Below are 26481 nucleotides of genomic sequence, written 5' to 3'. Positions count from 1 at the left end.
AAAGCCGCCTCCGGGCTCAACCGGATGGCGGTTTTTTTGTTTCATCAGAATCAGGAATCGCGCCGCAGATCCGGCGGGATCGGCAGGTCGTCCTTGAGCGGTTCCGGGAACTTGCCCTTGCCCGCGCGGTGCTGGCGGATCTGGTAGACGTAGGCCAGGACCTGAGCGACCGCCAGATACAGACCACCGGGAATTTCTTCTTCCAGTTCCGTGGAGTAATAGATCGAACGCGCCAGCGCTGGCGATTCGAGAAGCATGACGTTGTTGGCCACGGCGATTTCGCGGATCTTCAGCGCCAGGAAGTCGCTGCCCTTGGCCAGCAGCATCGGCGCCCCGCCCTTCTCGGCGTCGTACTTGAGCGCCACGGCGTAGTGGGTCGGGTTGGTGATGACCACGTCGGCATCCGGGATCGCCGCCATCATCCGGCGTTGCGACATCTCGCGCTGGACCTGGCGAATCCGCTGCTTGACCTCCGGCCGACCTTCCTGGTCCTTGTGCTCGTCGCGCACTTCCTGCTTGGTCATCTTGAGCTTCTTGATGCTCTCCCAGATCTGCACGGGAACATCGACGGCCGCGATGATGATCAACCCGCACGCCAGCCACAGCGAGCTCCAGCCCACCAGTTGCAAGCTGTGAATGATCGCCCGGTCCAGCGGCTCATGGGCGATGCGCAGCAGGTCATCGATGTCCGAATTGAGCACCACCAGCGCCACACCCAGCGTGATGAGAAACTTGGCCAGCGCCTTGAGCAGCTCGACCACGGCTTTCATCGAGAACATCCGTTTGAAGCCCGCCGCCGGGTTCATCCTGCTGAACTTGGGTGCCAGCGATCCGGCGGCGAACAGCCAGCCACCCAGCGCAATCGGCCCGAGGAACGCCGCCAGCAACAGCGTGATCATGATCGGCTGGATCGCCAGCAATGCCTGCAATCCGGAACTCATCAGGAACGTCGCCATGGAGCGCTCGTCCATGATCACTTCCCGCGACAGTGTGAAGTTCTGGCGCATCAGCTCCATCAATTCCTGCGCCAGCATCCCGCCAAAAATCAGCAGCGCGGCGGAACCGGCGAGCATGATCGCCAGCGTATTGAGCTCCCTGGAGCGTGCAATCTCGCCCTTCTCCCGGGAGTCCTTTTTGCGCTTCTCCGTGGGGTCTTCTGTTTTGTCCTGACCGCTTTCGCTCTCAGCCATGACTCAGCGCGCCTTTGCCAGTTCGCGTAAAAACTGCAAGGCCTCGGTGGCCAGCGGTTGATACTGATTGAGAATGTCCGCCAGCCCGACCCAGACGATGAACAGCCCGAGCACCAGGGTCAGCGGAAAGCCGATAGAGAAAATGTTCAGCTGCGGCGCGGCCCGGGTCATCACACCAAAGGCGATGTTGACCACCAGCAGCGCGGTGACCGCCGGCAGCACCAGCAACAACGCGGCGCCCAGCACCCAGCCGAGTTTGCCGGCCAGCTCCCAGTAATGCGTGGTCATCAGCCCGCCGCCGACCGGTAGCGTGGTGAAGCTTTCGGTGAGCACTTCGAAGACCACCAGGTGCCCGTTCATCGACAGGAACAACAACGTCACCAGCATCGTGAAGAACTGCCCGATCACCGCCACCGACACGCCGTTGGTAGGGTCGATCATCGACGCGAAGCCCATGCCCATCTGGATCGCGACGATCTGCCCCGCCACCACGAAGGCCTGAAAGAACAGTTGTAGAGAGAAGCCCAGCACCGCACCGACCAGAATCTGCTCGGCAATCAGCAGCAGACCGCTGAGGTCCAGAGGGCTGACCGCCGGCATCGGCGGCAGGTTGGGCGTGATCACCACAGTGATCGCGAAGGCGAAGTACAGGCGGATCCGCCGGGGCACCAGCGTGGTTCCGAAGACCGGCATCACCATCAACATCGAGGCGACGCGAAACAGCGGCAGCATGAACGTCGCCACCCAGGTACTGATCTGGGTATCGGTCAGCTGAAGCAGCGATTGCATGGCTTAGCCGATGACCATCGGAATGTTTTTGTACAACTGGGTGATGTATTCCATGAACGTCTGCACCAGCCACGGGCCGGCGACGATCAGTGTCACCAGCATCACCAGCAGACGCGGCAGGAAGCTCAGGGTCTGTTCGTTGATCTGGGTGGCGGCCTGGAACATCGACACCAGCAGGCCCACCAACAGACTCGGCACCACCAGGATCGCCACCATCATGGTGGTCAGCCACAGGGCTTCGCGAAAGATGTCGACCGCTACTTCTGGCGTCATGGCGATACACCTCCGAAACTGCTGGCCAGGGTGCCGATGATCAGCGCCCAGCCATCCACCAGCACGAACAGCATGATTTTGAACGGCAGGGAAATGATCAGCGGCGACAGCATCATCATACCCATCGCCATCAGCACGCTCGCGACCACCAGGTCGATGATCAGGAACGGGATGAAGATCATGAAGCCGATCTGGAACGCAGTCTTCAGTTCAGACGTCACGAACGCCGGCACCAGAATCGTCAGCGGCGCAGCATCCGGAGTGGCGATGTCGGTGCGCTTGGACAGGCGCATGAACAGCTCCAGATCGCTGGAGCGGGTCTGGGCGAGCATGAAGTCCTTGATCGGCACCTGAGCCTTTTCCACTGCCTGCTGGGCCGTCAGCTTTTCCGCGAGGTACGGCTGCAAGGCATCGTTGTTCACGCGATCGAACACCGGCGCCATGATGAACAGCGTCAGGAACAGCGCCATGCCGGTGAGGATCTGGTTCGACGGTGTCTGCTGCAGGCCCAGAGCCTGACGCAGGATCGAGAAGACGATGATGATCCGGGTGAAACTGGTCATCAGGATGACGGCGGCCGGAATGAAGCTCAGCGCCGTCATGATCAGCAGGATCTGCAGGCTGACCGAATACTCCTGCGCGCCCTCGGCGTTGGTGCCCAGGGTGATCGCCGGGATCGACAACGGATCGGCGGCGAATGCCAGCGGCGCGGCCAACATCAAGGCCAGGGTCAAGACGATGCGCAACGCACCCATTACTTCTTATCCTTCTGATCCTTGCCGAGGATCTTCAACAGATGCTGGGCAAATTCCGGTGTCGCTTTGTCGGCGGTGCTCGGCACCTCGACCGGCTCTTTGAGCACGTGCAACGCTGTGATGGTTCCGGGGCTGAGGCCGAGCAGAATCTGCTCGTTGCCGACCTGCACCAGCATCAGACGGTCACGCGGCCCGAGCGCGCGGGAACCGATCAGCTCGATCACCTGCCCCTTGCCGGCGGGCCCCGCCTGCTGCACCCGGCGCAACAGCCAGGCGAGGAAGAAGATCAACCCCAGCACCAGCAACAGCCCCAGCACCAGTTGCGTCAGCTGACCCGCCACGCCGCTGTTGACGGCCGGCGCAGCAGCGGCCGCAGTTGCCGCCACCGGCTCGGCCGCCAGCACGCTGAACGGCAACGCCAGCGCCAGACCGAACAAAGCCCCCAGAACCTTTTTCACTCAGCGCAGCTTCTTGATGCGTTCGCTCGGACTGATCACGTCGGTCAGACGGATGCCGAACTTTTCGTTGACCACAACCACTTCACCGTGAGCGATCAGGGTGCCGTTGACCAGCACGTCCAGCGGCTCGCCGGCCAGACGATCGAGCTCGATCACCGAACCCTGGTTGAGTTGCAGCAGGTTGCGGATGTTGATGTCGGTGCTGCCCACTTCCATCGAGATCGACACCGGAATGTCGAGAATCACGTCCAGGTTCGGACCATCGAGGGTCACCGGATCGTTGTTCTTCGGCACGCTGCCGAACTCTTCCATCGGCAGACGGTTGGAGCCCGAAACGCCAGCGTCGGCAGCCAGCAGCGCGTCGATGTCGGCCTGCCCGGCTTCACCGGTTTCTTCCAGGGCGGCAGCCCATTCATCGGCCAGTGCCTGATCGTCCTGGGTGTTCATATCGTCGTTCATCATTTGTCCTCGGCGGGCAAAAAACCGGTAAAAAAATCAGGGAGTGAGGGCGCCGCTTCAGCGGCGCTCGATCGGCTCGATCACTTGCAACGCGAGGTTGCCTTTGTGTGAGCCCATCTTGACCTTGAAGGCCGGCACGCCGTTGGCGCGCATGATCATGTCTTCCGGCATCTCCACCGGAATCACGTCACCCGGCTGCATGTGCAGGATGTCGCGCAGTTTCAACTGGCGGCGAGCCACGGTGGCACCGATCGGCACGTCGACGTCGAGCACGTCCTGGCGCAGGGCGTTGACCCAGCGTTCGTCCTGGTCGTCGAGGTCCGACTGGAAACCGGCGTCGAGCATTTCGCGCACCGGCTCGATCATCGAGTACGGCATGGTCACGTGCAGATCGCCGCCACCGCCATCGAGTTCGATGTGGAACGTGGAGACCACGATCGCTTCGCTCGGGCCGACGATGTTGGCCATGGCCGGGTTCACTTCCGAGTTGATGTACTCGAAGTTGACTTCCATGATCGCCTGCCAGGCTTCTTTCAAGTCGACGAACGCCTGCTCCAGCACCATGCGCACCACGCGCAGTTCGGTCGGGGTGAATTCACGCCCTTCGATCTTGGCGTGACGGCCGTCGCCGCCGAAGAAGTTGTCCACCAGTTTGAACACCAGTTTGGCGTCGAGGATGAACAGCGCGGTGCCGCGCAGGGGTTTGATCTTGACCAGGTTGAGGCTGGTCGGCACGTACAGCGAGTGCACGTATTCGCCGAACTTCATCACCTGTACGCCACCGACGGCAACGTCCGCCGAGCGGCGCAGCATGTTGAACATGCTGATGCGGGTGTAGCGGGCAAAACGCTCGTTGATCATTTCCAGAGTCGGCATGCGTCCACGGACGATGCGATCCTGGCTGGTCAGGTCGTAGCTTTTGACACTGCCGGGTTCGGCAGCGTTATCGGTCTGTACCAGACCATCGTCGACGCCATGCAACAGCGCGTCGATTTCATCCTGGGACAGCAGATCCTGCACGGCCATGTCGTGTTCCTACTGCAGTACGAAATTAGTGAAAAGCAACTGTTCGATCACCACTTTGCCCAGCTCTTTCTGCGCCACTTCCTGGACGCTGGCTGTGGCCTTCTGGCGCAACATCTCTTGACCGACCGGCGTCGCCAGCGTGGCGAAATCCTGACCGGAGAAGAGCATCACCAGGTTGTTGCGGATTACCGGCATGTGCACTTTGAGCGCTTCCAGATCCGCCTGATTGCGCGCCAGCATGGTGATGCTCACCTGCATGTAGCGCTGACGGCCGTTCTGGTTGTAGTTGGCCACGAAGGCTGGCGCCATCGGCTCGAAAATCGCCGGTTGCTTGCCGACCGGAGCCGCTTCGGCAGCAGCCTCGGGCTTGCTCTGGGCACTGTGCATGAAGAACCAGGTCGCCCCCACGGACGTGCCGATGGCCAGCAACAGACCCAGCACGATCACGATGATCAGCTTGAGTTTGCCTTTGGTTGCGGGGTCTTTTACTGCTGCAGCTTCGCTCTTCGCCATGCCAATAATCCGTCACTAATCGGGTTTTCACAGTCGCACGGCAAGGCAAGAGCAAGTGTTATGCCAGAAGTGTCGGAGCATCGTGGAGAGCATCACAAACCAATGTGGGAGCAGCGGTGCGACGATTCGACTTGCTCGCGAATGCGGTTCAACATTCAACAGATGTGTTGTTTGTCTTACCGATTTCGCGAGCAAGCCCGCTCCCACAGGAGTACAGCGGCGTGTCAGGCGTAGTAGTCGACGGCGCTGGAGCCGATCACGTGAGTGGCGGTGGCCGCCGCTTCAGCGACCGCCGCCGGCGTCAACTCTTCTTCAGCCGAATCCAGGCGACCGCCGGCAGCGCTGGTGCGACCGCCCTGCCCCTGCTGCGCCTGTTCCTGGCCTTGACCTTGCCAGCCACGGTTCTGGTCGGACACGTTGACGTCGACCTGCCCCATGCCTTGCTGGTTGAACATGTCGCGCAGGCGGTGCATCTGACCGTCGAGGGCTTCACGCACGCTCGGATGCGCGCTCATGAAGGTCACCTGGGTCTGCTGGTCCGGGACCATGTTCACCCGGATATCCAGACGCCCCAGCTCCGCTGGCTGCAACTGGATGTCAGCCGCTTTCAGGTTGTTGCTCGACAGGTACATGACCCGGTTGACCACTTCTTCGGTCCAGCCGTTCTGGTGCATGGCAATCGGCTGATTCACTGGCACCGCGTTGGCGGTTTTCGGCGTCGCAGCCTGGGTCAGCGCCGCCAGACGGTTGGCGAAATCATCTACGCGGGTGTCGCTGGTAGCGGTCTTCAAGTCTTTCAGGCCGTCATCGATCAGACCGCTGAACGCCTTTTCACCGCCCTGACTGGTGCTGTCCTTGTCAGCCTGCACATCGAGCATGCTGGCCATGCCGGCAGCGAAGTTCTGCGCCGAGGTCAATTCACCGTCAGCCTGAGTCTGGGCCGGGGTGGCCTTGGGCTGGGACTGGCTGGAAGCGGAAATGTGGCCACTCTGCTCCATGGCCATGCGCACGGCAGGCAGCGAATCCAGTGGATCCGCCTCGGGGTCGAACGCCGGGTCAGTGGCCGGCGCCGGATCCTTGACCATACCCGGCAATGCCGCCACGGCAGGTTTGTCGGTTTCAGGTTGCGCGGCGGTCTCGACGACGGGGGTGGCTACCACCGGTGCGGTAACGACGGGATCTACCGCCGCCACCAGTGCCGGGTCCACTGGCGCCGTGTCGACAACCGGAGTCGGCACGGTTTCAGCCGTTTCGTCATCGGTAGCAGTCTTGTCGTCCGCTGCTGCCGTCGCCGGTTTGTCGGCGGGCAAGGCTTTGCCGCTATCGGCAACCGCCGGCTCCGGGGCGGCAGACTGATCCTTGCCGACGTCTTTCTTGCCGCTGTTGTCAGCAACCTTGTCACGGGCAGGCTTAGCCGAATTGTCGACGCTCACCGAAGGCTTGTTCGAGCCTTGATCGGCGAACACCTGAGCGAAGCTGGAGGCCTTGTCCCCGGGCTCTGCGGCCACTGCCGATGATTTGGCCGAGGCAGCTTGGGCCTTGGCCTGGGCGGCGGTCTGAAGAAGAATGTTGGGGCTTGCAGGCATGGCACGGTCTCCGCTGCACTGGGATCGTAGGTACAGTTGGGATAGATGACTGCAAGTGCCGGGCCAGTTTCGTCAGCAATCTGACAAAACCGCCCGGCGGCAGGATCAGTGGGTCAGCGAGCGCTGTCGCTCGGCGACATAAACGGGCCGCACGTCGGCGAATTCGTTATGGATGTCGGCGACCAGTTTGATGATTTCAGAAGGGCTTTTGTCTTTGGCATGCTGTTCCAGCTCCTGGCACAGCACCGCAAGACGGGTCGCGCCCATGTTGCTGCTGCTGCCCTTGAAGCTGTGCGCAACGGAAGACAATGCGTCGGCATCGGCAGTCTGCTGCAACTCCCGCAGGCGATTTTCGGAATCGGCGAGGAAGGTATCCAGCAGTTCCGGATAGCTGTCTTCCATCACTTCCCGCAGCGCGCTCAGCGCCTCGTGGTCCACATGTGTATCAGCCACTTGTTCACTCCTTGATCAAGAATGCGCGGATTATGCCAGAGCCTCCCAGAAAAACTCCACGCGAGCACTGCGACCATCGTCTGACCAGCTGGCATTTCGGGCCAATTGCCGGATCAGACTGACACCGCGCCCCGACAGACGGACACCGTCGAGCGGCCGCTCCATCACACGCGAGACATCGAATCCCTGGCCGCTGTCCTCGACCCGCACCACCAGACACCCGCCCTCGCCTTCCGGCCGCACCTGCAAATGCACGCGCACGTAACCGTCCTGCAAGGCCTCGAGACGCGCATTGCGCTGCTCATAATAACGGGCGAAACCCGACGCATCGCGCTTGAGGCTTGAATCCAGGCCCAGCACGCCATGCTCCAGCGCATTGGAATAAAGCTCGGCCAGTACGCTGTACAGTGCGCCACTCTGCGCCCGCAATCCATGCACCTCAAGCAGCAACTGCAACAGGTAAGGCAGCGGATTGAAGCGTTTGAGCGTGGCACCGCGAAATTCGAAGCTCACCGACCAGTCCAGCGGACAGGACTGGCCACTGTCGGAATACACCGGCGCCGACGGATTGACCTGCGCCATCTCCAGCAGGCTGACCTCGACCATGCTCACATCGTCCCGGGCCTCACCGCGAAAATCCTGCAACGCCTGCTCGATGTCCTCGAACAGCCGATCCGGCTGGCGATTGGCGGCGAACACCTTGTGCAAGCGCTCGACACCGAACAACTGATCGTTGGCATCGCAGGTGTCGATGACCCCGTCCGAGAGCAGAAACACCCGATCGCCTACCGCCATCGAATGAACCTCGGTGCGGTCATCGAAGGTCTGCGGGCTGAGCACCCCCAGCGGCAGGTGGCGTGCCGCCAGCGGCGTGCGCTCCCCGGTGGCGAGGCAATGCAGATAACCGTCGGGCATGCCGCCGTTCCAGACTTCCACCGACCGCCGCTGAAAACTCAAGCACAACAGCGTCGCGCAACAGAACATGTCCACCGGCAGGATGCGCTTGAGCTTGGCGTTCATTTCCCGCAGGGTCTCGGCCAGACCGTAACCCTTGGCGGTCATGCCATAAAACACCTCGGCCAGCGGCATCGCCCCGACCGCCGCCGGCAACCCGTGACCGGTGAAATCACCGAGCAACACATGCATGTCGCCGGCCGGGGTGTACGCGGCCAGCAGCAGGTCGCCATTGAACAGCGCGTAAGGCGATTGCAGGTAACGGATGTTCGGCGCGCTCAGGCAACCGGAATGCGCAACCTTGTCGAACACGGCCTTGGCGACCCGTTGCTCGTTGAGCAGATAGTCGTGGTGTTTGGCGATCAGGTCGCGCTGCTGAAGAACCGTGGCCTGCAACCGCCGCAAGCGATCCATCGCCTTGATTTTGGCGGCGAGGATCACCTGGTTGTAAGGCTTCGCCAGAAAGTCGTCACCGCCGGCCTCAAGGCAGCGAGCCAAAGCCTCGCTCTCGGTCAGCGACGTGAGGAAGATGATCGGTACCAGGTTCTCACCCGCCAGCTTCTTGATCTGGCGTGCGGCTTCGAACCCGTCCATCACCGGCATCATGGCGTCCATCAACACCAGATGCGGCTTTTGCCGGATAAATGCCTCGACCGCTTCCGCACCGTTGGTTGCCGTGAGCACTTCATGCCCCTGACGACGGACGATGGTCGACAACAGCAGCCGGTCGGCGGCGCTGTCTTCGGCGATCAGAATCGTCAGCGGCTCTTGCGGCTGCATGGCCGTCAACTGATGTCGAACAGTTTGTCGAAGTTGGAGATGGCGAGAATTTTCTTCACATCGGAACTGCTGTTGACCACGCGAATTTCCGAATCGTCGCCACCGACATGATCACGCAGCAGAAGCAGCATGCCGAGCGCCGAACTGTCGAGATAGGTCGCCTCCTTGAGGTCGACAATCACCGATTCGGGCTGCTCTTTTTCGTAGGATTGGCGAAATTCCTGATGCTTGGCGAAATCGAATCGCCCCTTGACCGAAATCGTCAGTTTTTTCTTGTCCGCAGACACTTCTGTAACGACTGACATGTACTGGCTTCCTTGTCATTGACGAACGTGTACAAGGTTTAGCACTTGGAGGGACCATGAGCAAGGCGCGATGGCGTCGGGATCTGTGCGAGATCTGCCCGTCAAAACGCCTCGTGGCGCGGCAAACGCTGGGACAACTCGTCCAGCAGCTTCTGTTCGCGCTTGTCCTCGGCACGCTGCGCTTCGTCACGGTAACGTTGTACAAGTTTGCGCAGACCTTCGACCCGGGCAAAAGCCTGTTGCCAGGCGTCCCGTGCCTTGTCGAGGTTGTTCTGGTGCCATTGCAGGCTCTGGCGCTGCTGATCGACGGCGGTGTCGAGTTGCGCGAGAAAGCCCTGGAAACCCAACAGCCACTGACCGGTCACGCCGGTGCTGCCGCGCACGATCCACTGCTGCGAGTAATCCAGGCGAAACGCGTTGAGGTCGGCGAGCTTGCTCTCGGCCACTTTCACCTGTCCCTGAAAGTAACCCAGGCGCTGCACGGCGGTTTTCTCGGCCTTCTCGGCCATGTCCACCACCGGCGCCAGACGTGCGGCTCGGCTCAGGGCCATGACCGGTTACCCGCCGGCCGCCGGGGCGAAGATCGTGCCGAGGTACGCCTCGCTTTCACCCAGACTGATGCTGTCGTTGAGACCCTGACGCAGATACCTGACCAGCTGCGGCTGGAGGGAAATGGCCGTATCGGTTTCGCGGTCGCCACCGGCAACATAGGCGCCGACGCTGATCAGGTCGCGGCTCTGCTGATAGCGCGACCACAGCTGCTTGAAGTATTGCGCGCGCTGCATGTGCTCCGGCGAGACCACCGCCGGCATCACCCGGCTGATCGAGGCTTCGATATCGATGGCCGGATAATGCCCTTCCTCGGCCAGCCGCCGCGACAACACGATGTGCCCGTCGAGCACACCCCGCGCGGAGTCGGCGATCGGGTCCTGCTGGTCATCGCCTTCGGACAATACGGTGTAGAACGCGGTGATCGAACCCCCGCCCTTCTCCGCGTTACCGGCGCGTTCCACCAGTTTCGGCAGTTTGGCGAAAACCGACGGCGGATAACCTTTGGTCGCCGGCGGCTCGCCGATGGCCAGGGCGATTTCCCGCTGGGCCTGGGCGAAACGAGTCAGCGAATCCATCAGCAACAGGACGTTCTTGCCCTTGTCGCGGAAATATTCGGCGATCCGCGTGCAGTACATCGCCGCGCGCAGACGCATCAGCGGCGCATCGTCCGCCGGCGACGCCACCACCACGGAACGCTTGAGGCCTTCTTCACCGAGGATGTGCTCGATGAACTCTTTAACTTCTCGACCCCGCTCACCGATCAGGCCGACGACGATGATGTCGGCCTCCGTGAAGCGGGTCATCATGCCCAGCAACACCGATTTACCGACACCAGTACCGGCGAACAGACCCAGACGCTGGCCGCGACCGACCGTCAACAAACCGTTGATGCAACGGATGCCGACGTCCAGCGGCACGCTGATCGGGTCACGGTTGAGCGGGTTGATCGTCGGGCCGTCCATCGGCACCCAGTCTTCGGCCTTCATGCCGCCCTTGCCGTCCAGCGCACGTCCGGCGCCGTCCAGCACGCGACCGAGCATGCTCATGCCCATCGGCAAGCGACCGGTGTCGGCCAGCGGCACCACGCGGGCGCCCGGGGCAATGCCGGCCACGCTGCCGACCGGCATCAGGAACACCTTGCTGCCGGAGAAGCCCATGACTTCGGCTTCAACCTGGGAGGGGTGATAGGTGTCGTCGTTGATCACCATGCAGCGGGTGCCCATGGCGGCGCGCAGGCCTTCGGCTTCGAGCGTCAGGCCGACCATGCGCAGAAGGCGCCCTTCGAGAATCGGCGCACCGGCGATTTCGGTGGCCTCGGCGTAGGTGCTCAGGCGCTTGGCGAAACTGGTGCGTTCAAGGCGCATCGGGGGCGTCCGCGAGCGGCTCTTCCGGGACCGGTGCCGGCTTCGGTGTTTCCGGCAGGTCCAGGCTCAGATCCGGCGCGGCCGGGTGCAGGGCCTGTTCGTGCAACTGGTCGAACAGCTTGGCCATGACCTGGCTGACGCGGGTTTCAATGCTGGCGTCGATCCGGCTGTGGTCGGTCTCGACCCGGCAACCGCCCGGCAGCAGGGATTCGTCCTCGACGATGCGCCAGGTTTCCTCATGGCGTTCGCGCAGGGCTTTGACCTGTTCGAAATCCTGCGGATTGACGTACAGCCGCACATTGCCCACGCCCAGCGGCAACAGCTTGAGGGCGTCGCGCATGACGTGTTCGATCTGCGTCGAGTCGATGGCCAGTTCGCGCTGGATCACCTGACGGGCGATGTGCTGCACGAGGTCGACCAGCGACTTTTCGATTTGTGTGTCTTGCTCGGCGATGGGCTCGAAGAGGTGACCCATCAGCTGCTCAAGGTTGTTGACCTTGGCCGCCAGGACCACTTCGGCTTCCTGGCGCACTTTGAGGGTGGCGCTGTGGAAGCCTTCCTTTTCGCCGATGGCGAAGCCCTCGTTGTAGGCCTCCTGACGGATGCTTTCGAGTTCTTCCAGAGTCAGTGGCTGGACTTCCTCCAGCGGCACTTCTTCCATTTCCGGCGGTTCGGGCTCCGGTTCCGGCTCGGGTTCCGGTGCCGGCGGATCGAAGCTCGGGATTGCCCAGGTTTCGAAACCGCGGACGTCCCGGGCACGGATCAGGTCCGTCACATCGTCGTCATGCTTGTCCATGGGCTTAGATCATTTCCTCGCCGCCCTTGCCACCGAGCACGATTTCTCCGGCTTCGGCCATACGGCGAGCGATGGTGAGGATTTCCTTCTGCGCGGTCTCCACGTCGCTGACGCGCACCGGGCCCTTGGCCTCGAGGTCGTCGCGCAGCAGTTCGGCGGCACGCTTGGACATGTTCTTGAAAATCTTCTCCTTGACGCCTTCGTCCGACCCCTTGAGGGCCAGTACCAGCACGTCGGAAGAGACTTCGCGCAACAGCGCCTGGATCCCGCGGTCGTCGACATCGGCCAGGTTGTTGAACACGAACATGAGGTCTTCGATCTGACCGGACAGGTCTTCGTCGACTTCGCGGATCGAGTCCATGAGCTGGCCTTCGATCGAGCTGTCGAGGAAGTTCATGATGTCCGCCGCCCGCTTGATGCCACCCAGGGTGGTGCGCGAGGCGTTCGAGTTGCCGGAGAACTGCTTCTCGAGGATCTGGTTCAATTCTTTCAGCGCGGCCGGCTGCACGGTGTTCAACGACGAGACGCGCAGGATGATGTCCAGACGCACTTTGTGGTCGAAGTTACCCAGCACTTCACCGGCCTGATCCGGATCGAGGTACGCGACCACGATCGCCTGAATCTGCGGGTGCTCGTAACGGATCACGTCGGCAACGGCGCGCGGCTCCATCCATTTCAGGCTGTCGAGGCCACTGGTGTTGCCGCCCAGCAGAATGCGGTCGATCAGGCCGTTGGCCTTGTCTTCACCCAGGGCCTGGGTGAGCATTTTGCGCACGTAGTCGTCGGAGCCGACACCCAGACTGGTCTGATCGCCGACGATGTCGACGAACTCGCTCATGACCTGCTCGACCTGCTCACGGTGGACGTTGCCCATCTGGGCCATGGCCACACCCACACGCTGGACCTCTTTGGGGCCCATGTGGCGCAGCACTTGTGCGGCATCGGTCGAACCCAGGGACAGCAGCAGAATCGCGGCTTTATCGACCCGGGACAGTTTGGCGACGGCGGCTCGGTTATCACTCATCTGCGTTAATCCACTCTTTCACGACCTGGGCCACACGACCCGGGTCTTCTGCCACCAGACTCTTGATTGCGTTCAACTGAGCGTCATAACCCTCGCTCGGGCTCGGCAGCAGAATGCTGGTCGGGCCGCCGAGGCTGACGCGATCGTTGGACAGTTCACCATCCAGACCGCCCATGCCACCGAGTTCCATGTCGCCGCCCAGACCGGCCAGCTCCTTGCTTTTGCCGCCACCGGTGATGTTGTTGAGCACCGGACGCAGCACGCCGAACACCAGCACCAGGATGAACAACACACCCAGCACTTGTTTGACGATGTCCCAGAACCATGGCTGGGAGTAGAACGGAATGTCGGCGATCACTTCGCCGCGCTCGGCGGAGAACGGCATGTTGATCACGCTGACGCTGTCGCCACGGCTGGCGTCGAAGCCGACGGCGTCCTGCACCAGACGAGTGAAGCGCGCCAATTCGTCGGCGCTCCACGGCGCGCGAGTCGTTTCGCCGTTGGCCGGGTTGATCTTGACCTGATCGTCCACCACCACCGACACCGACAGGCGATTCAGGCGACCCTGCTGCTGCTTGGTGTGGCTGATGGAACGGTCGAGCTCGAAGTTCTTGGTGGATTGTTGACGCTTGTCCGCCGGGTACGGCGCGAGCATCGGCTGACCGGTGGCCGGGTCCATGATCTGCTGACCGTTGGCGTCAACCAGCGGCTGACCAGGCTGCACCATGCTCGCCGGCGCGGCTGCGCCACCGGTGGTCTGCGGTGCCGAGGCCGGCGATGGTGGCTGGTTGCTCAGGGCACCCGGCACACCTTGCGGGCCATTGCTGGCGGTGCGTTGTTCGTTGACCGACTGTTCGCTGCGCAGGGCCGGTTGATCCGGGTTGAACTGCTCGGCGGTCGATTCGACGGCACTGAAATCGACGTCGGCCGAGACTTCAGCCTTGTAGCGATCGTTGCCCAGTACCGGTTGCAGAATGTTGTGCACGCGCTGGGTGAGCATGCTTTCCATGCGGCGGCTGTAGTCGAACTGCTTGCCGGCCATGGTCATTTCGGAATTTTCCGCCTGATCCGACAGCAGGTTGCCCTTCTGGTCGACGACGGTGATCTGCGACTTGCTCAGCTCGGGAACGGAGGTTGCCACCAGATTGATGATGGCAACGACCTGGCCTGGCTCCAGCGAACGACCGGAGTACAGCTCGACCAGTACCGAAGCGCTTGGCTTGCGTTCGTCACGCACGAACACCGAACTTTTCGGGATCGCCAGGTGAACGCGCGCGCCCTTGACGTTGTTCAGGCTGGAGATGGTGCGGGCCAGTTCGCCTTCGAGGCCGCGACGATAACGGGTCGCTTCCATGAACTGGCTGGTGCCCAGACCCTGTTCCTTGTCGAGGATTTCAAAACCGATGTTGCCGTCGCTGGGAGTGACACCAGCGGCCGCGAGCTTGAGCCGCGCACGGGACAGGTCATCGGCCTTGACCAGCAAGGCGCCGGAATTCGGTTCGACGGTGTAGGGAATGTCGGCGGAGGCCAGGGTGTCCATGACCTGTTTGGCGTCCATGCCGGCAAGGCTGCCGTACAGAGGCCGGTAGTCCGGTTGCTGCGACCACAGCACCACGGCAAAGCCAATCGCCACGCTCGCGGCCAGGCCGACCAACAGGCCCACCTGACGCAGCACGGTCATCTCGGAGAGGTTTTCCAGGAAGGACAGGCCGAACAACGGCGGTTTGCCGTCTATCGGGGTGGCCTTGGCCGGAACGTTATCGGCGACTGCTTCTGCCATGACTCAATCTCGTCCTTAAACCGGCATCTGCATGATGTCTTGATAAGCCTGAACCAGCTTGTTGCGCACCTGGGTCAGAGCCTGGAACGACACGCTGGCCTTTTGCGAGGCAATCATCACGTCCGTCAGATCGACGCCGCTCTTGCCGATTTCGAACGCGTTGGCCAATTGGCTCGAAGCCTGCTGGGTATCGTTCACTTTGTTGATGGCCTGACCGAGCATGTCGGAAAAGTTGCTGCCTGCCACTTCCGGGACAGCGGAAGTCGATTTCGGCTTCGACATGGCGTCCATTTGCATGGCCTTCATGTCCATCATCAACCGATTAAATTCAATACCTTGGCTCATGGTCTACTCTCTTGGGCGGCCCGCAATTTTTTGACACTCACTCGGCGGGTACTCAGGTGTTAGCAACAACGGTGCCAGCTCATGGGCACCGCTTTCAGAAAAGCCGTTTCAAACGTTTGCGCCACCCGTCAGGTGGCGAACAGGTAGCCTTCGACATCCATGCCCGCATCGCGCATTTGCGCCAGTTTGTACCGCAGGGTGCGCGGGCTGATGCCGAGCTTTTCGGCGGCTTCCTTGCGTCGGCCGCGCTCGGTACGCAGGGTGTCGATGATCATCTGGAACTCGCGGCGACGCAGGTCATCGCCCAGCGCACCGGCCGAATCCGCCTCGATCTCGACTTCACGAATGACCGGCGCAACCGTCGGCAATGGAGCGAACAGCGCAGGCCCGGAGAGACAGAAATCCTGCGGCTGGATCAACCCGCCCTGCTGCAGAATCAACGCGCGCTGGACCGCGTTATCCAGCTCGCGCACGTTGCCCGGCCACGGATAACCGATCAGGCACGCTTGCGCCTCGGGCGAGAACTTCGCCATCGCATGCTTCATTTTATTGACGTGTTTGGCCAACAGACGCTCGGCCAGCGGCAGGATATCGGCGGTGCGCTCGCGCAACGGACGCCAGGCCAGGGGAAATACCGACAGACGATAATAGAGGTCTTCACGGAACCGCCCCGCCGCCACTTCGCCGGCCAGATCCCGGTTGGTGGTCGCGACCACGCGGATATCAAGGGTGATCGGCTTGCGTGCGCCGACCCGCTCCACTTCCCGCTCCTGCAATACCCGCAGCAACTTGGCTTGCAGGCCCAGAGGCATTTCGGAAATTTCGTCGAGCAGAATGGTGCCGCCGTCCGCCTGTTCGAACTTGCCGGCCTGGGCCGCGATGGCGCCGGTGAACGAGCCCTTTTCGTGACCGAACAGAGTCGCTTCGAGCATGTTGTCCGGGATCGCCGCACAGTTGATCGCAATGAACGGCTGACTGGCGCGATGGGATTGCTGGTGGATGTAGCGCGCCAGCACTTCCTTGCCGGTACCGGACTCGCCGGAAATCAGCACGGTAGAGTCGCTGCGCGCGACTCGCGCTGCCAGATCCAGCAATTGAGCACTGGCCGGTTCGACTGCGACGGGCCCTTCGGCGTCGCTGGCGCCGAGGCTGCCCAAGGCGTGACGCGCTACCAGATCCAGCAGAGCCTTGGGTTCGAACGGCTTGACCAGATAATCCGCCGCGCCCTGACGCATGGCATCGACCGCGCGCTCGACGGCGCCATGGGCGGTCATCAGCAACACCGGCAATTGCGGCTGCCGCGCGCGCAGCAGACCGAGCAATTGATGACCGTCCATGCCCGGCATGTTGACGTCGCTGACCACCAGACTGAACGCTTCGCGCTCGACGGCGCTCAGCGCCTCTTCGGCCGAACCCACCGCATGATAGTCGTGACCGGCCAGCAACAGCGTATCGGCCAGCGCTTCGCGCAACGAGCGGTCATCCTCGACCAGCAGAACCTTGATGCCCATGACCTTCACTCAGCTCCCTGTACAGCAGAAAACAACGGCAGGATGACCTGCGCGCACGTACCGCGCCCGACCCGCGAACGCAGCTGCAATTCTCCCTGATGCGCACGCGCCACAGCCTTGACCACGGTCAGGCCCAGGCCGGTGCCGGTGACTTTGGTGGTGAAAAACGGCTCGCCCAGCCGCGCCAGCACTGCCGCATCGATACCACTGCCGCTGTCACTGACACACAAACGCAGGGTGTTGTCGCGGGTATAGCAATGCACCTTCAGACGCACCTCACCGGCACTCGCCTGAATGGCGTTTTCAATCAGATTGAGCAGCGCCCCGACCAGCGTGTCGCGATTGCAGAGCAGCTCGCCGGCATGGCTGTCGCACTGCCAGCGGATCGGCAGATCCTGCACATGAGTCAACGCCGCCGCCTGCAACGACTGCATCAAGGCATTGGGTGTGACGCGATCGGTCAGCGGCAACTCGCCGCGGGCGAACACCAGCATGTCGCGCACCTGATGCTCGAGCTCGTGCAGGCGCTCCTTGAGGCGACCGGCAAAACGCTGCTGGGTGGCGACCGGCAATTCCTGCTCGGTCAAATGACTGGCGTACAGCAGCGCGGCGGACAACGGCGTGCGAATTTGATGAGCCAGCGAAGCGACCATACGCCCCAGGGACGACAGTCGCTCGTGGCGCGCCAGTTGATCCTGCAAGTGACGGGTTTCAGTCAGATCGTTGAGCAGCACCAACTGCCCCGGCTCGGCATCCAGCGAGCGGGTGGCAATCGACAGGCGTCGACCGTTCTTCAAGGAAATTTCGTGGCCGTCGTCTTCACGAGGCGCGAAGCAACGGGCAATGACATGGCGCCACAGCTCGCCTTCCAGTGGAAGACCGAGCAAATCGATGGCGGCAGGATTAGCCTCGCACACGATGCCGTGACCGTCGATGACGATGACACCACCGGGCAACAGATCAAGGAGGTTTTGCAGACGGTTGGCCAGGCGTTCTTTTTCCGCCAGCTCCTGCATGCGCTGGGCGCTGACCACGGCCAGCTCGCCCTTGAGCTCGGTGACCCGGGCTTCGAGCATGCTGTAGGAGTCGGTCAGCTGGCTGGACATCTGATTGAACAGGGCGAATGCCTGCTCAAGCCCTTGGCGGCTCGCCTGCTCTACGGACGGCAGTTGCCCCGAGGACTCGGGAACAGAAGACATCTGGGAGGCTTGGGGCATTGTGCTCTCTCGCTTGGCTGACCGTCAGTTAAACGGAACGTTGCGAGGGACGTAGCAATACCCGTGCCTAAAAAAAACCGCTTATAAATGAAGCAGTTGAAAAACAGGCGTCAATCATCCGCCTGTTCATCACCTTCACGACGGCTCATGCCGTACTTGCGCATCTTCTCCACCAGCGTGGTGCGGCGAATGCGCAGGCGTTCGGCGGCGCGGGCCACGATACCGTTGGCGTCGTCCAGCGCCTGCTGGATCAGCCCCTGCTCCAGACCACCGAGGTAGTCTTTCAGGTCGAGACCTTCCGGCGGCAGCATGGCGTTGGCGGTGAAGTCCGGCGTATGGCCGTTGATCGCCACGCGCTCTTCCAGATCGCTGCGCAGGCTGTCGACCATTTGCTCGTCTTCGTCGTCGACGTAGCGGAATTTCTTCGGCAACTCGACCACGCCGATCACCCCGTACGGATGCATGATCGCCATGCGCTCCACCAGGTTGGCCAGCTCGCGGACGTTGCCCGGCCAGCCGTGGCGGCACAGGGACATGATCGCGGCGGAGTTGAAACGGATCGAACCGCGCTTCTCGTGCTCCATGCGCGAGATCAGCTCGTTCATCAGCAGCGGGATGTCTTCGACGCGTTCACGCAGCGGCGCCATCTCGATCGGGAACACGTTCAGGCGATAGTAGAGGTCTTCGCGGAAGGTGCCGATCTCGATCATGCTTTCGAGATTCTTGTGGGTCGCCGCGATGATGCGCACGTCGACGCTCTGGGTCTTGTTGCTGCCCACGCGCTCGAAGGTGCGCTCCTGCAGCACGCGCAGCAGCTTGACCTGCATCGGCAGCGGCATGTCGCCGATTTCGTCGAGGAACAGCGTACCGCCGTTGGCCAGCTCGAAGCGGCCTGCACGGCTGGTGATCGCACCGGTGAAGGCGCCCTTCTCGTGACCGAACAGTTCGCTTTCCAGCAACTCGGCCGGAATCGCCCCGCAGTTGACCGGTACGAATGGCGCGTCGCGACGCTTGGAATGGTAATGCAGGTTGCGCGCAACCACTTCCTTGCCGGTCCCGGACTCGCCGAGGATCAGTACGCTGGCGTCGGTGTCGGCCACTTGCTGCATCATCTGTCGCACGTGCTGGATCGCGCGGCTGGTGCCGACGAGGCTGCGGAAGAGGTTGGGTTCGCGATGACGGCCGCGTTCGCGGGCCTGATCGTACATTTCGCGATAGACCTGGGCACGATGCAGGGAGTCCAGCAGCTTGCTGTAGCTCGGCGGCATTTCGAGGGTCGAAAGTACCCGGCGGCGCTGGTCTTCGGGCAGGTCCACCGAAGAATTATCGCCCATCAGCAAAACCGGAAGGAACTCATCCCAGGTTGAGAGTGTCTTTAACAGGCCCAAAAGCGCACCAGGAGCATTGACCGTCCCGATCAGTACGCAAATGACCTCACGACTAGACGACAAAGAGCCGACTGCCTGCTGCCAGTCATGGCTTCCGCAGGGTAAATTTTCTTCGCCAAGAAAATTTAAAATCACCGCCAGGTCGCGGCGGCGGACGCTATCGTCATCGATCAGCAGAATTTTGGTTTCACGCCACATGCAATAGCAACTTCCCTAGTCAACTCAATGCCCAAAATAAGGGGCAAGCGAGACGCTTGCAGGACACCTTGTGCCTGTAGACGCCTGAAATCTGAAAACAGCCACTAGTTAAGTCAAAAAACCGTGCACAGTCAAATTTATGGCGCACATGTCTGGATTAACTGAGGGTTAATTAACCAAACAGATGGTAAACCTTTGCCGCGTTTTGCGCTTGGGTGATCTGCGACATCTCGTCGACTATCGCCTGACGCTCGCCCATCGCCACTTCAAGCAGCTGCTTGTAGACATGCAGCAACTCTTCGAGGTTATCGCGCAACGCCTCCTCGTCCACCGAAGCTTCACTCAAGACGTCTTCCATGCAGGAACGGCAATCAAGATCCAGTTGACCGATGGCCTCCCAGTTGCGCTCGGCCAGAGCACCGATCAACGCCGTCCGGGTTTGTTCGATTCGCTGCAATACAAGACTCATGGTGATCTCCTCAGAACTGCGGAGCAGGCGCAGGCGCGATCGCGTCCCAGCCTTCCTTGACGGTGCTCAGCAAGCCGGCGACCTCATCAAGAATGCGTGGATCGCTGCTGATGTTCGCCTCCGCGAGACGCTTCATCATGTAAATATAAAGACCGTCCAGATCAGCCAGCGTGTCCGCGGAATTTTCCAGGTCCAGACCTTCGCGCAGCCCGCTGACGATACCGATGGCCTTGCTGATCGACGTGCACTTGGCGGGAATATCCTTGCGCTCGATCGCACCCTTGGCCTGAGCGATACGGTCCAGGCCGCCTTCCATCAGCATTTGTACCAGGCGATGAGGGCTGGCTTCAGACGTCTGAGCGTGTGCACCTACTTTCTGGTATTGCCGAAGGGCTAACATCGGATTCATGTTCTACCTCATTTGCCACAATGACTCGTATGACCAGTGTATCGCCTGCGAGCCGAAAAACTTTAGACCATAAGACAAAAACCCGGCACACGCTCGAAAGCGTAGCCGGGTTTTTGTCGTTCTTGCATGTTACTTCGCGGATTGCTGAGCGTTCAGCGAGCTGAAGAACGACGTGATGTTGCTCGCCGTGGCCTTCATCTGCCCGACCAGCAAGTCCATGGCGTTGTATTTTGCAGTCAACGTCTTGGTCAGGTTGGCAACACGCAGGTCCAGCGCCAGTTGCTGGGAAGTGATGTTGCGCGTGTTGTTGTTCAGGATGGTCAGGCGCTGATCCAGCAGACCGCTGGTGGTCTTGCCATCGGCCGAAGCCTTGAGGTAAGGATCCACCGCCTTGCTCATGCGCGCCAACAGACCGTTGGTGTCGTTGGTGCCGGTAAACATCTCCTGAACCTTGCCGCTCATGCCCGGCGTGGCCATGGTCTTGTTGAACGCAGCCGTGTCGAACGTCAGGTTACCGGTAGTGCGGTCGGTCATGACACCCAACTGCGACAGATAGGCCATCGGGCTGCCAGCCGTCGCACTAGGGGCCGTGATTTGTCCGCGGATATCGGCAACCAGCGAACGCGCCAGGGAGTCGCCGGTGAACGCTGCCTGAACAGTCAGCTTGCCATCTTCGTCCGGCGTCGCCTTGGACAGCGTATCAATGGTGCTTTTCAGGGTGTTGTAGGCATCGACGAAAGCCTGAACCGACGTCTGCAAACCCTTGGTGTTACCGTCGACAGTCACCGTGACAGGGGTCGAGGGCGGCGTGCCGGCACTGACCGTTGTCAGGTTCATCGTCAAACCACTGATGGCGCCGGTGACCGTGTTGCTCTTGCTGGTCACTGCCAGGCCGTCAATGGTCAGCGACGCGTCCTGAGCGAGGCCGTTGACCGCGCCGGAAGCCCCGGCGGCCGGGTTGGCGCCCATCGTCTGGGTGCCGTCGATTTCCAGACCGGCAATGCCGCTGACTTTCATGTCGGAGCCGGCGCCCGTCTTGCTCGAACTGATCACCAGGCGCGAAGCACCGGTGCTGTCGGTCACGATGTTGGCGGAAATACCGTTGACGGCCTGAGCCGAGTTGATCGCATCCCGGGTGCTCTGCAAGGTGGCATTGGCCGGGATCGTGACATTGTAATCAGTGCCATTCTGACTGATTTTCAGGGTACCACTCGGAATGGCACTGGCAGCACCGCCGGCAAAGGATGCACTGGCTATTTTCGAGCCGGTGGCCAGTTTATTCACAACAACGCTGTAAGTACCCGAGACTGCAGTGTTATCTGCAGAAACACCCAAAACGGCCGGAGTGCCCGAAGTCGCCGTGTAACCGGCAAACGCTGGATTGGTCTTGCTGCCCAGGTTGGTCATCGCCGTCTGGAATGCGGTCAGTGCACTCTTCAACGTGCCGATACCGGAAATCTTCAGCGTGTTGGTTTTGGTGGCATTGTCGATCTGCGTCTGCTTCGGCGACTTGTCGGCATTGACCAGCGCAGTAACGATTGCACCGATGTCCAGGCCGGAACCCAGGCCCGAACCCGGTAAAATTGGACTTGCCATGTGCATCTCCCTTGGGGTTATTGCCAGTCTTTTGACCAATACCTGCGTCTAAAGAACTTCAAACACTATTCATGCCAGCTATCAGACTTTGGCGTCGAACAACACGTGACTCGCGTTGGCCAGACTGTCTGCCAGCTTGAGCGCTTCTGCGGAAGGGATCTGTCGAACGACCTCGCCCGTCTCGCTTGCAATCACCTTGACGATGACCTTGCCGGAATGCTCATCGATCGAGAACTCCAGATTGCGCTTGATCGACTGTACGAACTTCTCGATCTCCTGCACCGCCAGCTTCAGCTTGGCTTCATCTGCTTCCTGGCTCTTTTTCGAGGCAGGGACAGCTTCAACGGTCTGAGGCTTGGTCTCCGACGGTTTGTCGGGGACAGTATTGGCTGGCTTGGGAGCCGGATAAGACACGTTAAGCTTGACGCTCATGTCCATGCTCATCACCTCATAACGTAAAAAGCGAGAGAGCACGCAAGCGCACTCCCCCGCCAAAACTCATTCCGAAATTACTGAAGCAGCTTCAGTACAGCGGAAGGCAGTTGGTTGGCTTGAGCCAGAACAGAGGTCGAAGCCTGTTGCAGGGTTTGCTGCTTGGTCAGGTTAGCAGTCTCTGCGGCGAAGTCGGTATCTTGTACGCGACCTTGTGCAGCAGTGGTGTTCTCGGTGATGTTCTGCAAGTTCTGGATGGTGCTGGTCAGACGGTTTTGCGAAGCACCCAGAGCGGCGCGAGTGGCGTTGATGTTCGCAATTGCAGCGTCGATCGCGGTGATCGCGTTGTCGATGTTCGAAGCGGCGGCAGCCGAAGTAGCACCGGTCAGAACAACAGTACCGCTACCTACCGACAGGCTGACGGCGTCGAACTTGCCGCTCAGTACCAGGTCGATGTGGTTGGCGGAGCCAGTGTTGGCGCCAACTTGCAGAGTCACAGTACCAGCCGAACCGTCCAGCAGGTTTTTGCCGTTCAGGTTGGTAGCGGCGGAGATACGGGTGATCTCGTCGGACATCTGAGCGAATTCAGCGTTGGTAGCGGTCTGGTCAGCAGTGCCGTTGGTACCGTTACGTGCTTTAACAGCCAGTTCACGCATACGCTGCAGGATGTCGGTCGAAGCTTGCAGAGCGCCTTCAGCGGTCTGGGCAACGGAGATACCGTCGTTGGCGTTCTGGATCGCCTGAGTGTTACCACGGATCTGCGAGGACATGCGGGTAGCGATCTGCAGGCCGGCGGCGTCGTCTTTAGCGCTGTTGATTTTCAGGCCGGAAGACAGGCGCTGCATCGAAGTCGACAGAGCGTCGGAAGCGCGGTTCAGGTTTTTCTGAACGTTCAACGACGTGGTGTTGGTGTTTACTGTTAAAGCCATGACGAATTCCTCGTTGGTTGGGTACTGCGGCTTCCGGCCCTGGCAACCGCCGGGTATGGCCTAGAGAACCTTCGTAATAGTTATCGTCGGGTTTGCAGGTTGCTTGAGGGCTTTTTTGAAAAAATTTGCCATCAACCTGCCACCCCCCAGAAAACAAAGACTTAGCAGCACTTTCCCTTCGAAAAAATGACGTCATAAATCCGTCCATGGCGCAAACCTGCGGGCCAGCGCCTCCGGCCCTCTTCAGGCGGACGGATCTTCCAGCAATTGAATCAATTCGTACTCCATGAAGTCGGCAAGCCCCAACCAGTCCTGACGCTCCTGACATTCGAGCATTTGCGTGAGCAACTGCGCCCAGACCTGCTGCGTCTGCGCACCGGCTGACAGCAATCTCTGCTGCGCGCCTTCGAACACCTCGACCATGGTCAACGCGGCCTCGACATCGCGCCCCAACCGGAACAGCCCGGCGCACTGATGGCATTCGTCTACCCATCGCTGCAGCGCACTCATTGCACGAACTCCTGGTTGTAAGCCGTCCCGGCAATCTGCGCACCCGCGCGGCTGCTGTTGAAAAACGCCACCTGCGGCTGACTGGCGATGTATCGCTCCAGCACGCACAGGTAACCGCGAAAGTTGAGCTGGGTACTGACACGCTGGCCATACCCGTCACGCACCCAGTGTCGCGCCTGATTCACCGACGGGCCGAGGTCACCGTCACTCCAGCCGGCATGGGTCTTGTTCATCGGGAAGGCGAAATCGGCGCCGAACAGTGTGATGCGTGCAGCGCCCATTTTCACCGCCAGGTCCACGGCCGGGTGAATCACACTGCCGCCCACATGCAACAGCGCCCTCGGGTGCTGCTCACGCAATGCCGCGTAGACCGGACTGGCCGAGTAACCACCATAACGCCTGCCCTTCCAGGCCCTCAGCACCTCAGGATCACTCATGGGCAGATACACCAGCGGGATGCCGTCGGATTCCTCGAATGGCAAATGCCGGAAGCTGATGCGCTGATCGATACTCACCACATAGTCGGGCACGATCCCGTGCTCGCGCAGCGGCCGGTAAGCAGTATCGACACAAATGAACAACGGACGCTCGGCTCTCTCGCGAATCGCCGCCAGACGTTCGAAATGCTGCTCCAGCGTCGGCCCGGTACCGATCACATAGATCTCCCGACCGGCACAGGTGCCGAACAAGATCGCCACATCATCGTCAGCGAGCAATACCGGCAAACAGTCCTGCAGACGCTGCTGAATGAATGGCGACTGCGGATCGAACTCACGGTTGTTGAAGCTCAGGTGCACTTCGCTGACCAGCCGATCACGAATCTTCGCGTTGAAGTCATCGGCCAGCAGCATTTCGGCAGGCAATGCAAAAAACGGCGTGCAGATGTCGGACAGGTCGCCGGCGTAAAGCAATTCAATTCGGGGATCCTGCAGCCACTCCCGCTGATCCAGCAGTTGCAGCACCAGAGCGAACAGCGCGCCATTGAGGATGTGTACGTAAAGTCGCTCAAGCCCGGCGCGCTCCAGCAGTACCGTGGGCAGATCGCCCAGGCCGGTGCCATAGACATGCAGTTGCGGCTTGTCCGCCGGCAGGCTGGCGGCCTGAATCTGCGCCTCACGGATACGGTCATGACGACTGGTGAGCTGAATGCCGCCAATGCTCAGCGTCGAACCCAGCCCCTGCGTCAGCTCGGCCTCGATCACCGAACTGTCTTCGTTCAGCAATCGTGCGTACAGCGCCGGCCAGCGTCGTTCGACGACTTCAGCGTTGGCCTGGAAAAACTCGCTCATGGCGCCTCGTGCTCCCTTCAGGCAAAAAAACAGCGTTCAAGGTTAACCCTTGAACGCTGTTTTTGTATCCGTCGTTCCTGGCGGATTCAAGGACGATAAATAATCGCCGAACCCCACGACAGACCGACACCGAAACCACTGATCGCAATGCGATTCCAGTCGGAATCCATCACGTGTTTTTCCAGCAGCAGCGGCACACTGGACGACACGGTGTTGCCGGTCTCGACCATGTCCTTGATGAACTTCTCCGGCTCGCCTTCGAAGCGCCGCGCCACGGCGTCGACAATCGCCGCACTGCCCTGGTGAATGCAGAAGGCATCGATGTCATCGGCCTTCAGGCCCGAATCGTCGAGTAGTTCGTGCAGGTGCGCCGGGACTTTGAGCAGCGCGAAGTTGAACACCTGACGGCCGTTCATGAAGAACACGCCATCGGTCACCTTCAGGTGCGGTGCGCCGGAACCGTCGGTGCCGAACTTGGCCTTGCCCAGCGCCCAGACCGGGTCTTCGCCCATCCAGGTGGCGGTGGCGGCATCGCCGAACAGCATGGTGGTGTTGCGATCTTCCGGATCGACGATCTTCGAATACGGGTCAGCGGTGATCAGCAGGCCGTTCTTCAGGCCGGCGGCTTCCATAAAGCCCTTGATCGCGTAGATGCCGTAGACGTAGCCAGAGCAACCCAGGGATATGTCGAACGCCGCGACATTGGTCGGCAGACCGAGTTTGTCCTGGACGATGGCAGCGGTGTGCGGCAGGCCTTCTTCGTCACCGTTCTGGGTGACGACGATCAGCGCATCGATGGATTCACGTTTCAGTTCAGGGTTGTTGGCAAACAGCACATTGGCCGCTTCAACGCACAGATCGGAGGTTTCCTGTTCCGCGTCTTTGCGTGGCAGGAAGGCCGAACCGATCTTGCCGAGGATGAATTCTTCATCCTTCTCGAATTTTGCACCTTGTGCGTAATTGTCCACGCCGGCTACAGGAACGTAGCTCGCAATGCTTTTTATGCCAATCATTACGGCTTCCCAATAATAAACAGCCCAATACCACCGCTCGCAAGGATTCGAGGGGCGCCGACAAACAGAAAACGGCCGCCACAACGGGCAGCCACGGGGAGCGCAAAGGGCTATCACT

At 60.9% G+C, this 26481-nt stretch carries 29 protein-coding genes; all 29 read right to left on the bottom strand.

The window, feature by feature from the left end:
* Nucleotides 1–50: 50 nt before the first annotated feature.
* Nucleotides 51–1190, bottom strand: coding sequence for a flagellar biosynthesis protein FlhB (gene flhB, locus KJY40_RS09130; RefSeq protein ID WP_230736295.1), 1140 nt, complete (start codon nt 1188–1190; stop codon nt 51–53).
* Nucleotides 1191–1193: 3 nt separating this feature from the next.
* Nucleotides 1194–1979: a flagellar biosynthetic protein FliR gene (gene fliR / locus KJY40_RS09125; RefSeq protein ID WP_085611525.1), complete on the bottom strand. Its 786-nt coding sequence runs from the start codon at nt 1977–1979 to the stop codon at nt 1194–1196.
* Nucleotides 1980–1982: 3 nt separating this feature from the next.
* On the bottom strand, nt 1983–2252 hold the full coding sequence (gene fliQ, locus KJY40_RS09120; protein ID WP_007951951.1) for a flagellar biosynthesis protein FliQ: 270 nt from the start codon (nt 2250–2252) through the stop codon (nt 1983–1985).
* A complete protein-coding gene (fliP, locus tag KJY40_RS09115) occupies nt 2249–3007 on the bottom strand; it encodes a flagellar type III secretion system pore protein FliP (RefSeq protein ID WP_039765605.1) in 759 nt (252 codons plus the stop codon). Before fliP ends, fliQ begins: the two co-directional genes overlap by 4 nt.
* A complete protein-coding gene (fliO, locus tag KJY40_RS09110; protein ID WP_115077006.1) occupies nt 3007–3465 on the bottom strand; it encodes a flagellar biosynthetic protein FliO in 459 nt (152 codons plus the stop codon). Before fliO ends, fliP begins: the two co-directional genes overlap by 1 nt.
* Nucleotides 3466–3924, bottom strand: a complete 459-nt coding sequence (gene fliN / locus KJY40_RS09105) for a flagellar motor switch protein FliN (protein WP_407681991.1) — start codon at nt 3922–3924, stop codon at nt 3466–3468.
* Between the two features lie 57 nt (nt 3925–3981).
* Nucleotides 3982–4950, bottom strand: a complete 969-nt coding sequence (gene fliM, locus KJY40_RS09100) for a flagellar motor switch protein FliM (RefSeq protein ID WP_003222890.1) — start codon at nt 4948–4950, stop codon at nt 3982–3984.
* 9 nt (nt 4951–4959) lie between these two features.
* Nucleotides 4960–5463 (bottom strand): flagellar basal body-associated protein FliL, encoded by a 504-nt coding sequence (gene fliL / locus KJY40_RS09095; RefSeq protein ID WP_230736292.1) that lies wholly within the window; start codon nt 5461–5463, stop codon nt 4960–4962.
* 224 nt (nt 5464–5687) lie between these two features.
* Nucleotides 5688–7049: a flagellar hook-length control protein FliK gene (locus tag KJY40_RS09090; protein WP_230736291.1), complete on the bottom strand. Its 1362-nt coding sequence runs from the start codon at nt 7047–7049 to the stop codon at nt 5688–5690.
* Between the two features lie 105 nt (nt 7050–7154).
* The gene (locus KJY40_RS09085) at nt 7155–7502 is read right to left on the bottom strand and encodes an Hpt domain-containing protein (protein ID WP_166222426.1); all 348 of its coding nucleotides are present in this window, start codon (nt 7500–7502) and stop codon (nt 7155–7157) included.
* Nucleotides 7503–7532: 30 nt separating this feature from the next.
* Nucleotides 7533–9236 carry an ATP-binding SpoIIE family protein phosphatase gene (locus KJY40_RS09080; RefSeq protein ID WP_230736290.1) on the bottom strand — a complete coding sequence of 568 codons (1704 nt, stop codon included), beginning with the start codon at nt 9234–9236 and terminating at the stop codon, nt 7533–7535.
* A gap of 5 nt (nt 9237–9241) precedes the next feature.
* Entirely contained in the window at nt 9242–9541 is a 300-nt protein-coding gene (locus tag KJY40_RS09075) for an STAS domain-containing protein (protein ID WP_011333053.1), read from the bottom strand.
* Nucleotides 9542–9642: 101 nt separating this feature from the next.
* On the bottom strand, nt 9643–10092 hold the full coding sequence (gene fliJ / locus KJY40_RS09070) for a flagellar export protein FliJ (protein WP_011333052.1): 450 nt from the start codon (nt 10090–10092) through the stop codon (nt 9643–9645).
* 6 nt (nt 10093–10098) lie between these two features.
* On the bottom strand, nt 10099–11457 hold the full coding sequence (gene fliI, locus KJY40_RS09065; protein ID WP_230736289.1) for a flagellar protein export ATPase FliI: 1359 nt from the start codon (nt 11455–11457) through the stop codon (nt 10099–10101).
* Nucleotides 11447–12253, bottom strand: coding sequence for a flagellar assembly protein FliH (gene fliH, locus KJY40_RS09060; RefSeq protein ID WP_230736288.1), 807 nt, complete (start codon nt 12251–12253; stop codon nt 11447–11449). Before fliH ends, fliI begins: the two co-directional genes overlap by 11 nt.
* Before the next feature lie 4 nt (nt 12254–12257).
* On the bottom strand, nt 12258–13277 hold the full coding sequence (fliG, locus tag KJY40_RS09055; protein WP_007958288.1) for a flagellar motor switch protein FliG: 1020 nt from the start codon (nt 13275–13277) through the stop codon (nt 12258–12260).
* Nucleotides 13270–15057 carry a flagellar basal-body MS-ring/collar protein FliF gene (gene fliF / locus KJY40_RS09050; RefSeq protein WP_007958290.1) on the bottom strand — a complete coding sequence of 596 codons (1788 nt, stop codon included), beginning with the start codon at nt 15055–15057 and terminating at the stop codon, nt 13270–13272. Before fliF ends, fliG begins: the two co-directional genes overlap by 8 nt.
* Before the next feature lie 15 nt (nt 15058–15072).
* Nucleotides 15073–15402 carry a flagellar hook-basal body complex protein FliE gene (fliE, locus tag KJY40_RS09045; RefSeq protein WP_011333048.1) on the bottom strand — a complete coding sequence of 110 codons (330 nt, stop codon included), beginning with the start codon at nt 15400–15402 and terminating at the stop codon, nt 15073–15075.
* A gap of 128 nt (nt 15403–15530) precedes the next feature.
* Complete coding sequence (locus tag KJY40_RS09040) at nt 15531–16913, bottom strand: sigma-54-dependent transcriptional regulator (protein ID WP_230736287.1); 1383 nt, start codon at nt 16911–16913, stop codon at nt 15531–15533.
* Nucleotides 16914–16918: 5 nt separating this feature from the next.
* A complete protein-coding gene (locus KJY40_RS09035) occupies nt 16919–18130 on the bottom strand; it encodes a sensor histidine kinase (RefSeq protein ID WP_407681990.1) in 1212 nt (403 codons plus the stop codon).
* A gap of 110 nt (nt 18131–18240) precedes the next feature.
* Complete coding sequence (locus KJY40_RS09030) at nt 18241–19716, bottom strand: sigma-54 dependent transcriptional regulator (RefSeq protein ID WP_003222863.1); 1476 nt, start codon at nt 19714–19716, stop codon at nt 18241–18243.
* 172 nt (nt 19717–19888) lie between these two features.
* Nucleotides 19889–20185 carry a flagellar protein FliT gene (locus tag KJY40_RS09025; protein WP_230736286.1) on the bottom strand — a complete coding sequence of 99 codons (297 nt, stop codon included), beginning with the start codon at nt 20183–20185 and terminating at the stop codon, nt 19889–19891.
* A 10-nt stretch (nt 20186–20195) separates the two neighbouring features.
* Nucleotides 20196–20594: a flagellar export chaperone FliS gene (gene fliS, locus KJY40_RS09020; RefSeq protein WP_007958302.1), complete on the bottom strand. Its 399-nt coding sequence runs from the start codon at nt 20592–20594 to the stop codon at nt 20196–20198.
* 129 nt (nt 20595–20723) lie between these two features.
* Nucleotides 20724–22190: a flagellar filament capping protein FliD gene (fliD, locus tag KJY40_RS09015; protein ID WP_230736285.1), complete on the bottom strand. Its 1467-nt coding sequence runs from the start codon at nt 22188–22190 to the stop codon at nt 20724–20726.
* A gap of 81 nt (nt 22191–22271) precedes the next feature.
* The gene (locus KJY40_RS09010) at nt 22272–22628 is read right to left on the bottom strand and encodes a flagellar protein FlaG (protein ID WP_230736283.1); all 357 of its coding nucleotides are present in this window, start codon (nt 22626–22628) and stop codon (nt 22272–22274) included.
* Between the two features lie 71 nt (nt 22629–22699).
* A complete protein-coding gene (locus KJY40_RS09005; protein WP_064594348.1) occupies nt 22700–23551 on the bottom strand; it encodes a flagellin domain-containing protein in 852 nt (283 codons plus the stop codon).
* A gap of 243 nt (nt 23552–23794) precedes the next feature.
* The gene (locus KJY40_RS09000; protein WP_230736282.1) at nt 23795–24061 is read right to left on the bottom strand and encodes a hypothetical protein; all 267 of its coding nucleotides are present in this window, start codon (nt 24059–24061) and stop codon (nt 23795–23797) included.
* Nucleotides 24058–25350 (bottom strand): motility associated factor glycosyltransferase family protein, encoded by a 1293-nt coding sequence (locus KJY40_RS08995; protein WP_230736280.1) that lies wholly within the window; start codon nt 25348–25350, stop codon nt 24058–24060. The genes KJY40_RS09000 and KJY40_RS08995 overlap by 4 nt, the downstream gene beginning before the upstream one ends.
* Before the next feature lie 86 nt (nt 25351–25436).
* On the bottom strand, nt 25437–26363 hold the full coding sequence (locus tag KJY40_RS08990) for a ketoacyl-ACP synthase III (protein ID WP_230736278.1): 927 nt from the start codon (nt 26361–26363) through the stop codon (nt 25437–25439).
* Between the last annotated feature and the right edge of the window lie 118 nt (nt 26364–26481).

The sequence above is a fragment of the Pseudomonas fitomaticsae genome (assembly GCF_021018765.1).
GTDB classification, from domain to species: Bacteria; Pseudomonadota; Gammaproteobacteria; order Pseudomonadales; family Pseudomonadaceae; genus Aquipseudomonas; species Aquipseudomonas fitomaticsae.
This window is presented reverse-complemented; position numbering and strand designations above follow the sequence as displayed.